This is a genomic window from Pseudomonas sp. P4_C4, assembly GCF_056402055.1.
Genome location: NZ_JBFUID010000007.1, coordinates 53,159 through 66,449, shown reverse-complemented (window position 1 = coordinate 66,449; position 13,291 = coordinate 53,159). Strand labels below are relative to the sequence as shown.

The following is a 13,291-nucleotide window of genomic DNA, read 5'->3' as shown; positions in this document are numbered from 1 at the left end:
TCCGGAAATTAGTCGCGGTGGTTACTTGAAAACCCGACCGTCTTGAAAGGAAGCAGGATTGGTCTTGATGGTCCTGGCGGGGCTGCCCACCACAACCGCATAGTCTGGAACGTCTCTGGTCACCACGGCGCCCGCACCGATAGTCACCCAACGACCGATGCGCAATCGCGGCAGGATCGTGGCGTTGGTGCCGATAAAGGTGCCGTCACCGATCTCGACACAACCGGCAATGCAGACGCCCGGCGCCATGAACACCGAATGGCCGATCTGCCCTTCATGCCCGACCACGCTGCCGGCGCTGATACTGGTGTTGTCACCCAGGCTGACTTGCGCCTGCATGATCACGCCCTCTTGCAGATACGTGCCGACGCCCATCGTGATCATCGTCAGATCGATGCCCGGGTGGATGAAGTTACCCAGGCTGCCACCGGCCTCGACGATCTCGCAGGTGGTCCGGTAACGCAGCGCCGTGCTGCCAGTGATCAAATTGACAAAGCGTGTGTCGGGGCCTTTCAGCTCTGCCACCTTGTCGGTACCACCCACCACCGGCACGCCATGAAACAGCGTGCCTTGTTTCGCCGGATCGTTATCGAGAAAGGCGAATTGCACGTCCGGCTGGGTGCGTTGCAGGGTGAGGATCATCCGTACCGCTTCAGGATTGGCCGCCCCCAGCAGGTAAACCTTCATAGCCGGGTCCTTTTGAGTACCAGCGCGCGCAGCACCTCGATGACCCGGTGCTGATCGTCATCGGTCATGTCGTGGTAACTCGGCAGATTGATCGCGCGTTCCGGCAGCGCATGCGCCACGGGTGAGTCGGCCGTCAGTTCGCTGAACATCGGCAAGGACGACAGCGGCCAGAAGAACACCCGCGCGTCGATATCGGCGGCCTGGAAGGCGGCGCTCAACATGTCCCGCGTGATCCCCAGCTCGCGGTCAAAGACCACGGTAGGCATCCAGTAACCGTTGCGCGCGTGTTCCGGTTCAGGGTTCATGGACAAGCCCGGCAATGCAGCCAGGGCGCCGGCGTAGTTGGCGAAGATCGCACGCTTGCGCTCGATCAACTCGTCGATCCGCTCAACCTGCGCGCAACCGACGGCGGCTTGCAGGTTGCTCATCTTGTATTTGAAACCGAGGAAATCCGGCCAGAACTGTTTGCTGCTGCCGGCCACGCGGCCATGGTTGGACAGGGTCAGTACGCGGTCATACAGGGCCTTGTCCGACGTCACGAAGATGCCGCCTTCGCCGGTGGTCATGGTCTTGGTGCCATGAAAGGAAAACGCGCCGAACGCGCCCAGGGAACCGGCGGCCTGACCGCGCCACTGCGAGCCAATCGCCTCGGCGGCGTCTTCGATGACCGGCAGGCCAAACTCGCGACCGATGGCCAGCAACGCATCCATGTCGCAGAGATTGCCGTAGAGGTGCACCGCCAGAATCGCTTTGGTTCGTGGGGTGATCGCCTGGCGAACCTGCTGCGGGTCGAGGCACCAGCTGTCGGCCAGCACGTCGACGAACACCGGCGTCGCGCCCAGATAGGTGATGGGCGCGGCCGAGGCGATCCAGTTGGTATCGGCGAGGATCACCTCATCGCCGGCACCGATGCCCAGCGCCGCCATGCCCATGTGCAGCGCGCCGGTGCAACTGGACGTTGCAATCGCGTACGTCGCACCCAGGTGCTCGGCAAAGGACTTTTCGAAGCGTGTCAGGTACTCGTAGCAACGCTCTCCCCAACCATGGCGGACGGCATCGAGCACGTAGTCAGCTTCCAGCTCACCGACACTGGGTTTGGTGTAATGAATTCGGCTCATCGAATGATCAACTCGGGAATGGCAATGACAAAACGACCGTCCCATGCACGAATGCCGGCAAAGGCCTGGGTGATCTCATCCAGCAGGTTCCACGGCAGTACCAGCACGTAGTCCGGCTTCTCGATGTCGATCTGTGCCGGCGACACGATCGGAATGCGGCTGCCGGGCAGGTACTTGCCTTGCTTGTGCGGGTTGGCATCGGCCACCCAGGCCAGCAGGTCCGGCTTGACCCCGGCGTAGTTGAGCAAGGTATTGCCCTTGGCGGCGGCGCCGTAACCAACCACGCGTTTGCCATCGGCCCTGGCCTGCAACAGGAAGCGCAGCAGATCATGCTTGATGCGCTCGGCGGCGGGCGCCAGGGTCGCGTAGAACCCAGGGGTTTTCACCCCGGCGACGAGTTCGGCCTGCAGCTGTTGCCGGACCGCCGGTTGCACTTCGCGACGCTCGCCGTCCAGGCGCTGGACGAACACTCGCAGCGAGCCGCCATGGGTCGGGAGCTGACTGACGTCGAACACTTGCAGGCCATTGCGCTCGCACAAGGTCTGCACAGCGGTCAGCGACAGGTAGGAATAATGCTCGTGGTACAGCGTGTCGAATTGCTGACCGGCCATCAGGGTCAGCAACTGCGGGAATTCGAAGGTCGCCACACCCGTCGGCTTGAGCAGGGTCGCGAAACCGCCGAGAAAATCATTGATGTCCGGGACGTGGGCCAGCACGTTGTTGGCGGCCATCAGGTCGGCGCCCCAGCCTTCACTTTTCAGCTGCGCGGCGGTGTCGCGACCGAAAAACACTTCACGAATCTCCAGGCCTTTTTCCCGCGCCGCTTGCGCGGTGCTGCGGGTCGGCTCGACGCCCAGGCAAGGGATGCCGCGCCCGGCCACGTACTGCAACAGGTAACCATCGTTGGCCGCGATTTCCACCACGCGGCTGTCGGCGCTCAGGCCAAAACGCTCGACCATCTCGGCCACATAACGCTCGGCATGGGCCAGCCAGGTACTGGAGAACGAACTGAAATAAGCGTACTCGGCATCGAACAGGCTATCGGCGCTGGTGTAATCCTCGGTTTGCACCAGCCAGCATTGCTGGCACACGGCAACCTTCAGCGGCACCCATTGTTCGGCCTGCTCCAGTTGGTCGACACGCACGTAGGCATTGGACGGCGGCGAGGTGCCCAGGTCGATCAGCGGCAGGGTCAGCGCAGTGGCGCAACCACGGCAGTTCATAGACGCACTCCGGCGAAGTGTTCATCGAGCGCTGGATGACTGGCATCGCGCACCGACAGATTATTGACAGGCAGCGGCCAGGCAATCGCCAGCCGTGGATCGAGCACCGACAAACCGCCTTCGTGTTCCGGCGTGTAGTCGTTGCTGTGCAGGTAAAGCAGCTCGGCGTCGGCGCTCAGGGTCTGGAAGCCATGGGCGAACCCGGCCGGAATCAACAGGCTGCGGCCATCGCCGGCACGCAGGTGTTCGGCATGCCAGTGCAGGAAGGTCTCGGAGTCGGGACGCAAATCCACCGCGACATCCCAGACTTCACCGCGCAGGCAGGAGATCAACTTGGCTTCCGGCGCGCGGGCATTCTGGTAATGCAGGCCACGCACGCTGCCGCGTTCGCGGGTGCAGGAGTGATTGATCTGGCGGATATGAAACGCCTGGCCAAATGCACCGAGGCTGCCTTCGCAAAACAATCGGGAAAAGTGCCCGCGCTCGTCCTCGAAGCGTTTGTGCTGCACGTTGAACAGACCGCTCAGCGGCAATGCCTTCAGCAGAAATTCACTCACAGCGCGCCTCGGTACAGGTTCAATTGCGCCAGAGTGATGGCACGCATGTCATCGCCGTTCTGCCACGCCAGATGCCAATCCAGGGTTTGGGTCAGGCACTGCTGCAACGACCAGCGCGGTTGCCAGCCGAGCAATTGACGGGCGCGACTGCTGTCCAGGCGCAGCAGGCCGGCCTCATGCAAATCACTCGGTTCGATGCGCAGCCCGCGTGCCTGCGGCCAGCGGCTGGCGAGCAGTTCGACCACTTCACCGACGCTGCACATGTCCGCATCGAGGGGACCGAAGTTCCACGCCCCGGCGAATTGCGGGCCTTGCTCATACAGGCCGGCAGCCAGTTGCAGATAGCCGGCCAAAGGTTCCAGCGCGTGTTGCCATGGGCGCACCGCCTGCGGGTAACGCAAGGTCACCGGTTCATCCGCCGACCATGCCCGCAGCACGTCGGGAATCAACCGCTCCGGGGCAAAATCGCCACCACCGAGTACGTTGCCGGCACGGGCCGTGGCCAACGCCAGACCATGCTCGGCATGCTTTTCAGGCGCAAAGAATGAGGCGGCATAGGATTGCGCCAACAACTCGCAGCAAGCCTTGCTGCTGCTGTAGGGATCGTGACCGCCCAACGCTTCGTTTTCGCGGTACGGCCACAGCCATTCCTGGTTGGCGTAAACCTTGTCGGTGGTCACCAGCACGCAGGCACGCACGCCACCGACCTGACGGATCGCTTCGAGCAGGTTGAGCGTGCCCATGACGTTGCTGGAGTACGTGCCCAACGGGTCGCGATAACCTTCGCGCACCAGCGGCTGCGCCGCCAGGTGCAGGACGATTTCCGGCCGGGTCTCGGCGATCAGCTCCAGCAAAGCGCCCAGGTCACGCAAGTCGCCGCGCTGATCGTTGATGCCTTCATGCACCCGCGCCAGTTCGAACAGACTCGGCTCGGTGGACGGGTCGAGGGAAAACCCGCTGACTTCGGCACCCAGGCTTTGCAGCCACAACGTCAGCCAACTGCCCTTGAAACCGGTGTGGCCGGTGACCAGCACCCGCTTGCCGCGCCAGAATTGCGGGCTCAGTCCCATTGCTTCCATGGGGCCTCCCCGCTCTGCCACAACGCCTCGAGGTGGTTCTTGTCACGCAGGGTGTCCATCGGTTGCCAGAAACCGTCGTGCTGGAACGCCATGAGCTCGCCGCGCTCGGCCAGGCCATCCAGCGGACCGGACTCCCACGAGGTGTCGTCGCCGTCGATCAACGGCAGCACCTTGGGCGACAGGACAAAGAACCCGCCATTGATCCAGCCACCATCACCGCGAGGCTTTTCGGTGAAACCCAGGACCTTGTCGCCATCGCGATTAAGCGCGCCGTAGCGGCCGGGTGGCTGTACCGCGGTGACGGTCGCCAGTTTTCCGTGCTGGAGATGGAAATCCACCAACGCGCCAATGTTGAGGTCCGACACGCCGTCGCCGTAGGTAAAGCAGAACGCCTGTTCGTCTTCGAGGTAGCGTCGGGCGCGGCGCAAACGGCCGCCGGTCATGGTCTCTTCCCCGGTGTCGATCAGCGTGACGCGCCATGGCTCGCTGTAGTTCTGGTGAACATCCATGCGGTTGTTGCACATGTCGAAGGTGACGTCGGAGGTGTGCAGAAAGTAGTTGGCGAAAAAGTCCTTGATCGCATAGCCCTTGTAGCCAAGGCAGATCACGAAATCGTGGATCCCGTGAGCGGAGTACTGTTTCATGATGTGCCAGAGAATTGGCTTGCCGCCGACCTCGATCATTGGCTTGGGCTTGAGGTGCGACTCTTCGCTGATCCGCGTACCCAGGCCACCCGCCAAAATAACTGCCTTCATCCCCTTCCTCTCTTGTTCGTCACAGGGCTCAGCCAAGCTGTATCAAGCTTTTGCGGGCCATCCGGGTTAAACCTGCCGCCGTTCAGGGCACGTCCGGGCTCACCGGAAGTGCTCGTTTTATGGCGATATGAGGGGGACTTGCAGGAAACGCGCCAGCTCTTTCAATCCGTTGCCGGGCGATGCGCTGCGGGGGGGGGGGTTGTAGGAGCCGGCTTGCTGGCGATGGAGTCGAGTGCGCTGCGTTTATCCATGTTACCCGCGTTATCGTTCGCGACCATCGCTGGCAAGCCAGCTCCTACAGGGGACTGCGTTTATTCAGGCTTTCCGCGTTATCGTTGGCGACCATCGCCAGCAAGCCGGCTCCTACAGGGGACCGCGTTTATTCATGTTTGCCGCGTTATCGTTGACGACCTTCGCTGGCAGGCCAGCTCCCACAGGAGGCCATGCCTAAACCGGTCCAAGCAAAAAAAAGGCAGGCGACTTGACGTCGCCTGCCTTTGCGCGGAACACCTTGAACGATCAGTCCGCCAGCCAGCCATTTTCCCAGTAGCGTAAATTGTCGCCGCGCAGCACGTAGTCACGCAGCACGATCTCGCGCAACTCATCGCCCATGCGATAGCTGGCGTCCGGATCGGCCAGGTGCATGCGGATCGCTTGCAGCCATTCATCCGTGGAGTTGGTCTTGATCCGGGTGCACGGCAGGTAGCCGCGATAGGCTTCGGTGTCGGTGCAGATCACCGGGTAACCGCAAGCGCCATACTCCAGCAGGCGCAGGTTGCTCTTGCAGTCGTTGAAGATGTGGAATTCCAACGGCGCCAATGCCAGATCCAGGTTCAGGCTGGCCAGCTTGGCCGGGTAGACATCCAGCCCGATCACCCCATGAAACTCATGCATGTACGGGCGCAGATCGTCCGGGCACATGCCGAAGAACACCCAGTCGACTTCATTGGCCAGTTCGCGAACCACATCGGCGATCACCGCCAGGTCACCGTGGTGGCTGGTGCCGCCGCCCCAACCGACCCGGGGCTTTTTCGAGGTTCTGCGCTGACTGCGCAGATCGGTCCACAGGTGCGACGCCAACATGTTGGGCACCACGCGAATGTCCTGATGCATGTCCGACAGCGCGTTACCCAGCGGCTCGGTGGAGACCACCACGCGATCGCACATGCCGATGGCGCGCCGCACCAGTTTTTCCATTTCGTCCTTGCCCGGCATATTGCGGATATGCGCATTGCGGTGCGGAACGTTGATCACGAAGTCATCCAGCTCATAGATACGCCGCGCGCTGGAGTATTTTTGCAGGCTCGGGATTTCGTTGATCGGACCTTCGGAATAGCGCCCCTGCAGGATGATCACGTCAGGCGAATGACGCTCGACTTCGATGATGGTCGGCAGGTTGTAATGAATGCGCCCGTGCGCCCTGCCGGCGGCTTCCAGTTCGATCAGCGGCTGAGTGACCCGGTAGTGGCCAATGGCAGATGCGTTGACCGGCAACGCGAGAATCTTCGGCAGCTGCGCCCTGGAAAACGGACTCCAACCGGATCGCAGGCCGGGCTCGAGACTGAAACTCGCCCCACCCAAACCCTGCAGCGCCAGGTTGGCGTTGTAGGCCGGATCACGGGCCACGATCGGCAGCCAGCGCTTATAGAAAACTTCCTGCTCCTGCTCGCTTCGAGCCTGGTCACCTTCTTGCGCGAGCATCGCCGGCTGCGCACCCAACGCCAGTTGCGCGTGAGGCGTCCAGACCACCAGATAACCTTCCTGACCGACGCGCAAACACAGGTCCACTTCGTTGAGGGACTGCGCCAGGCCCTGCTCATCCAGGCCACCGACTGCATCAAAGACAGACTTGCGTACCATCAGGCAATCACCGCCGACGGCACTGAAATTGTGAGCGACCTGCAAGCGGTACATGTACCCCGCCGCCTGCAGCGTCTCACCATGGAATGGCACGCCGGCCGGCCCTTGCAACCCGAGTATCAGGCCGGCATGCAGCACGCGGCCATCCGGGTTGAACAGTTTGGCGCCTACCACGCCGACTTCCGGACGTTGTGCATGATTGAGCAGCTCGCCCAGCCATTCGCCCTGGGTGATCACCGTGTAGGGATTGAGTATCAGGACGTAGTCGCCAGCGGCCTGCTGCGCGGCGAAATTGCGCACCGCCGCCGCATTACCCTGCAACTCGCAGCGCAGCACCCGGACCCGCTCGCTGCCCAATTGCGCCATGCCGGCGAACCAGTCGAGCGCCTCGGCGCTCTCGCTGCCGTTGTCCACCAACAGCAACTCGTATTCGCCGTAGACCGTTTTCTCCAGCAGACTCTCGACACAACGTTGCAATGCCAGGGTCTGGTCCTTGCTGACAATCACGATCGACACCAGCGGCCGATCAGCATGCCGATAGTCGACTCGATTGAGCAGCGCCGAGCTGCCCTCACGGATGTCATGGGCGACACCCAGGCGCTGCAAGTGCGCCTCGAGCAACCGCGGATTGGTGTCCATCACTTGCGGCAGCGACAGCCATTTGGCCAGGTCGAACGCCGACTCCAGCAGCACCTCCGAAATGTGCCCGACCACGTGCGTGCCGCCTTGCTCGACCATTCGCCACATCACATCGTGTGGCGCCAGTTCGCCGTACACCGAATCGAAACCGCCCAGCGCCAGGAATTGCTCGCGCTCGAACGCCAGCGCTCGCCCTACGTAGGGATAGCTGCGCATCAGGTCCAGGTTGAAGTCTGGCTTGAATGCAGGTTCGGCCGACTCACCCTGATGCAAGCCACCTTCGTCGCTGTACAGGCAAGTCAGCGTGCGCGACAACGCAATCCGCTCAGCCATGACCAGCAAGGCCGGCGCCACCAGACGATCACCGGCGCGCAGCAGATAGAACCAGCCAATGCCTTCCAGTTGCGGCAACAGGGCGTTGATCTGCTGCTGCCAATCGTCCTGCAACGGCAAGCGGAACACACGCTCATCCAGCACTGCCTCTGTGCACGATGCCGACAGCACCAGCGTCAGTTCAGGGGCGTAATCCTGATCCGCCAGCGATTGCAGAGTGAGCTCCAGCGCCGAACGGCTGCCTTGCTCATCGATGATGACCGGAACGATTTTGGGCCGGGTTGGCCAAGCCTCCAGCGTATCCGCCAGCAACTCGCGCTGACCGTCGGTGAGCGTGCGGCACGCCAGCCACTGGGCATACAGTTGCGCGAAGCTGACACTGGCGATGCCGACATGCCAATCCTGGGTGGTCTGCTTGGTGCCCAGGGTCCTGCTCAGCGGCAACTCTTCCCAAACCCGCGGTGTCTCCTCCACGTTGCTCAGAGGCACATAGCGCACCCAACCCTGGGCCGGCGCAGATTCGCCGCCACGGGCCTTGAGCATCTGCGACAGCCACTGCCGCTCGGTTTCGGCCGCGTCCTTCATCGACTGCTGGCCGCTCAGCCGCTCGGGGTACAGGCGCTCGACGCCGAGCACATGATTGGACACCGCCAGATTGCCGCGCCGCATCAGGCAGACGTACAAGGCAAAATCGAGGGTCGCGACGAAGCAATGGCCGGGCTGCGTCAGTGCCGGGAACAGTTCGAGCACGTCAGCCCGCCGGAACATCGCGTTGCTGAAGCCGCCGAGGATGTTGACCGGGAAGTTTTCGAAGATCGCCAGCAGGTCCTCGCCCTTGAACACTCCGCCCACCGGGGACAGCGGAGTGTTCTCCAGGCGCGACGGCAGCGGCATGTCGTCGGCATCCCACAGCAGGCGCTGGGCCACGACCAGATTGACGTCGGCACAATCGATCAGCACCTGGGCCTGACGCTCGATGCAGGCCGAAAACAACTGGTCGTCATCACACAGAAACTTGATGTACTCGCCTTGCGCCACTTCCAGGCAGGCTTGCAGGTTACCCACCAACCCCAGGGTGCGCGGGTTACGCACATACCGCACGGTCGCGCCCTGCTCAACCACCGAAGCCACGAAGTCTTCGATCTCGTGACCGCGACTGTCATCGCAAACGATGATCTCCAGGTTGCCGTAGCTCTGGTTCACAGCCGTGTGCAAGGCACGACCGAAAAAGCGAGGATTGAAGGCGGGAATGACCAGGCTGACAAGCGGAAGTGAATTCACGGCAGGCTCACAGGCGGTGCGAGCCCGCCCTGAAAAGCGAGCCCTTTGTTACCGCAAAAAAGACGATAAATACTGAAGGGGCAAGGCCATCGGGCGCCTGCGCGCCCGACCACCGTCAGATCTTGTTGAACAGGCCCAGCTGGGAAATCTTGCTGAACGCCAGCTGCGCCGCCTGCAACATGGTCTGCTGCAAGGTCAGGCGAGTCATGACTTCGGCCGGATCCGAATCGCGAATCGACTTCTGACTGGCGCTGTTCGCCAGGGTCAGGCTCTCGTTGGTCGCGGTCTGGTTATCCAGTGCCTGACCGCGGGCACCGATCGTGGTGATGGCTGAGCCGATCTGGTTGGCCGCACTGTCGATGTTGCCCATTCCCGACTCCATGGTGCCCAGAAACTTCTGTTTGGCCACCGGGTCGCCATCGACTGGCGTGTTCAGCGCGGTGATCATCTGGCCGAGAGTGTCGAGCACGTTCTGGGTCTGATGGTTGTTGGACTGAATCACGAACTGGTCGCCGGACGCCGGGGCGCCACCGCCCAGGGCAAAGGTCACACCCGCCGCGGTGGCGTTGCCGCCCGATACGGTACCCGACGACACCGGTTTGCTGTCGGCGGTGATCGGCGCGGCATACAGGTCGAAATTGCTGGCGCTGGTGAACTTGAGGATCGCCCCGCCCGACGGGAAGGCGTTGGTGTACGCCGTCGGGTTGCTCACGCTGGAACCGGTGATGACCGCGGTCGACGCGTTACCGGCGCTGCGCGAGGTGTTGAAGGTGTCCGACGTGGAAGACAGGTTGAAGCTGTGACCGGCGATCACCGCATCCGGGTTGGTATCACCGGTTTTGAGGTTGATGTTCAGCTTCAGGTCAACGCCACGGAAACTGACCGTCTGGTTGGCGCCATTGGAGTTACTGATCAGGCCGTTCTGACTGGCTTCGGCGGTCACGTCATTGCCCAGCGAGTCGGTGATCTTCAACTGGGTGCTGCTGAGGAAACTGACGGTGTACGGCTGGCCGCCCGTGAAGCTCGCATTGTAGGTGGAGCTGGTGCCGACCGTACCGTTGGACAGCACCACGCGACCGTCATCCACCGCCGGAGCGGTCATGGTGGTCTGGGTGCGGCTGGTGTTGAGGGTCTGCTGGAACGCATTCCAGCCCGTGGTGTTGGTCCCGACCGTCATGCCATCGCCAATGCCAAGGTCGATGGTGGTCTGGTCACCGTTGTAGCTGTAGGTGCCGTCCGAGTTCTGCGAGTAAGGCGCGGTGTCGGTTTTCGAACCGGAGAACACATAGTTGCCGTTGGCATCCTTGGCGTTCATCAGGCCCAGCACTTGTTGCTGGATCTGGCCCAACTCCGACGCGTAGGCCTTGCGGTCCGCATCGGTGGCAATGCCGTTGCTGGCGGCGAGGGCCAGTTCCTTGGCGCGCTGCAAAGCGGTACCGATGGAGTCGAGCGTCGTTTCCTGCAGGCTCAACGCATTCTTGGTGGTGCCGATGTTGGTGCCGTACTGTTCAAGCATCGCGCTCTGCTGACCCAGCTCCAGCAAACGACCGGCACCGATCGGATCATCGGCGGCGGTGTTGATGCGGGTCAGGCTGCTGGCTTCGTTGCTGGTCGCGATGGCCTTGTTGAAGTTGCGCTGGTAATTGGCAGCGGTGATTTCGTAATACTGGGCGGTGGAAATGCGCATGAATTACGACTCCTTAAAGGCTGTTGATCAGCGTGGTGAAAATTTCCTGCGCAGCCTTGATGATCTGCGAAGACGCGGTGTAGTACTGCTGGTACTTGACCAGGTTGCCGGTTTCTTCATCCAGGTCGACCCCGGAGTTCGAATCCCGCGCCCCTTTGGCATTGGCCAGGATCGCCGTGGTGGCGTCGCTGTCGGACTTGCCCTGGGCAGCCTTGGCGCCGACGTTGGTCACCAGCTTGTTGTAGGCATCGGTCAGGCTGATGCCCTTGCTCGCCGTGCCGGTGTCTACGGTCTGCCTGGTTTGCAGGCCGACCAGCGCCTGGGCGTTGCGGTTGTCCGAAGACGCCGCGCCGGTCAGGTTGATGGTGAAGCTTTCGCCACTGGCGGGCGTGGCGCCGACCGTGGTCTGCACGGTAAACGTCTTCTGCACGGCCGGCGTGACGCTGGTGTCCATGACCGGCGCACCGCTGGCATCGACCATGCCCACTTTCAGGTTCAGGGTGTTGCTCTGGCCGGGAACGATGGTGCCGGTGCTGATCGAATTGCCCTTGGCATCGACCATGTTGTAGCTCTGGCTACCGCCGCTGGCCGCGCCGAACACCAGTTTGACCGGCGTCGAGTTCTTGAGCGCGGTCTGCATTTCTGCCTGGGCCGCCGGGTTGTAGATATCGAGGGTGCTGGTCAGCATCGGCTGGGTGTAGGTGCCGGTGTTGTTGGCACTGGTCACGCCGGTCAACGGTGCTGCGGCCGCGATTTTTTTCGGGTCGGTGAGCACGGTCTGGATACTCRCCGCCGCGCCACGGGTCGGTGTCACCTTGAACGAATCGCCGGCGCTCAGCGCACCGCCGTTGAGGTTCAGGCTGAAGCCATCGATCACCGGGGCCGGGGTCGTCGTGGTGCTGAACGCGCCCATGTCGGTGCCGTCCGAGCGCTTGACGGTGTAGTTGGTCGCGCTGGTGAACGTCACCTGATAGTCGCTGGTGGTCAGCTTGCCGGTGTCCTTGATGGTGACATCCAGGTTGCCGGAGCCGGCACTGTTGCCCGCCGCGGCAATGCTGCGCTGGCTGACCAGGGCGGCACTGTTGATGTTGTTGAAGATCGCCGCGCCGAAATCACCGTTCTTGTCGATGCCCTGCGCCTGTTGGCTGTTGATCTGGTCAGCCACCACCAGCGCCACGCGTCCCAGTTCATTGAGCGAAGGGTCGAGCACTTCCTTGCGGTAAGTCAGCAAACCACCGATCTCACCGCCGCTGACCACCGAGGTCACGTCGATGGTGCTGGAGCCACGGTTGAGCTGCAGCGCCATGCGCGATGGATCGCCCTGGCTCGGCACGGTTTGCAGTGTATTGGTGGTGTTGCCGACCACCAGTGGCTGACCGCTGCCGATGTAGACGTCGTAGCTGTTGCCACGCTCGACCACCTGGGTACCGACCAGCCCGGACAGTTGGCGCACGGCTTCGTTGCGCGAGTCCAGCAGGTCGTTTGGCTGGTTGGTGCCGGTGGAGAGCTCGGAAATCTTCTGGTTGAGCGTGGCAATCGTGGTGGACAGCTTGTTCACCTGATCCGCCATGTCGCCCAGGCTGCCGTTCAGGTTGGTGTTCTGATCGTTCAATTGCTTGGCAATCGAATTGAAGCGAGCGGACAAGGCCTGGGCACCGGTCAGCACCGACTGGCGGGACGTGTCGTCGGTGGCAGAGGTCGAAACGCCTTGCATCGACGTGAAGAACTTTTGCAGCACACCGGTCAGCCCGGTGTTGGAATCGGAAAGCGTGGCGTCCAGCGGCGTGGCCTGAGCGTTGTACGACGTAGCTTCGCTGTCGAGCGAGGTCGCGGTACGCAGCTGCGAATCGAGATAGGAGTTGTACACGCGACGCACATCGGCCAGCGTCGTGCCGGTGCCGATGAACACATTGCCGTACTGAATCGAGCCTTTGGTGCTCTGCACAGACTGCTGGCGCGAGTACCCGGCGGTGTCGACGTTGGCAATGTTGTTGCCGGTCGTCACCAACGAGTTATGGCCAGCACTCAGCCCCGACATCCCGATATTGAGCAAACTCATGTTTCAGACCTTA

Annotated in this window: 9 protein-coding genes; all 9 read right to left on the bottom strand. The window is 62.2% G+C overall.

Translation table 11 applies throughout. From position 1 onward, the window contains the following. Positions 1–21 precede the first annotated feature (21 nt). Positions 22–687: an acetyltransferase gene (locus AC1DXW_RS06245; protein ID WP_477752396.1), complete on the bottom strand. Its 666-nt coding sequence runs from the start codon at positions 685–687 to the stop codon at positions 22–24. Continuing rightward, a complete protein-coding gene (locus AC1DXW_RS06240) occupies positions 684–1,805 on the bottom strand; it encodes a DegT/DnrJ/EryC1/StrS family aminotransferase (RefSeq protein ID WP_477752395.1) in 1,122 nt (373 codons plus the stop codon). Before AC1DXW_RS06240 ends, AC1DXW_RS06245 begins: the two co-directional genes overlap by 4 nt. Next, positions 1,802–3,028: a methyltransferase domain-containing protein gene (locus tag AC1DXW_RS06235; protein ID WP_477752394.1), complete on the bottom strand. Its 1,227-nt coding sequence runs from the start codon at positions 3,026–3,028 to the stop codon at positions 1,802–1,804. Before AC1DXW_RS06235 ends, AC1DXW_RS06240 begins: the two co-directional genes overlap by 4 nt. After that, a complete protein-coding gene (locus tag AC1DXW_RS06230) occupies positions 3,025–3,585 on the bottom strand; it encodes a dTDP-4-dehydrorhamnose 3,5-epimerase family protein (RefSeq protein WP_477752393.1) in 561 nt (186 codons plus the stop codon). The genes AC1DXW_RS06235 and AC1DXW_RS06230 overlap by 4 nt, the downstream gene beginning before the upstream one ends. Further along, positions 3,582–4,664 carry a CDP-glucose 4,6-dehydratase gene (rfbG, locus tag AC1DXW_RS06225; RefSeq protein WP_477752392.1) on the bottom strand — a complete coding sequence of 361 codons (1,083 nt, stop codon included), beginning with the start codon at positions 4,662–4,664 and terminating at the stop codon, positions 3,582–3,584. Before rfbG ends, AC1DXW_RS06230 begins: the two co-directional genes overlap by 4 nt. Beyond that, entirely contained in the window at positions 4,646–5,419 is a 774-nt protein-coding gene (gene rfbF, locus AC1DXW_RS06220; protein ID WP_108218616.1) for a glucose-1-phosphate cytidylyltransferase, read from the bottom strand. The genes rfbG and rfbF overlap by 19 nt, the downstream gene beginning before the upstream one ends. Positions 5,420–5,938: 519 nt before the next feature. Beyond that, on the bottom strand, positions 5,939–9,532 hold the full coding sequence (locus tag AC1DXW_RS06215; protein WP_477752391.1) for a glycosyltransferase: 3,594 nt from the start codon (positions 9,530–9,532) through the stop codon (positions 5,939–5,941). Positions 9,533–9,647: 115 nt separating this feature from the next. Continuing rightward, a complete protein-coding gene (locus AC1DXW_RS06210; protein WP_477752390.1) occupies positions 9,648–11,219 on the bottom strand; it encodes a flagellar hook-associated protein 3 in 1,572 nt (523 codons plus the stop codon). Positions 11,220–11,232: 13 nt separating this feature from the next. Beyond that, complete coding sequence (gene flgK / locus AC1DXW_RS06205) at positions 11,233–13,278, bottom strand: flagellar hook-associated protein FlgK (RefSeq protein WP_477759847.1); 2,046 nt, start codon at positions 13,276–13,278, stop codon at positions 11,233–11,235. Positions 13,279–13,291: the final 13 nt, after the last annotated feature.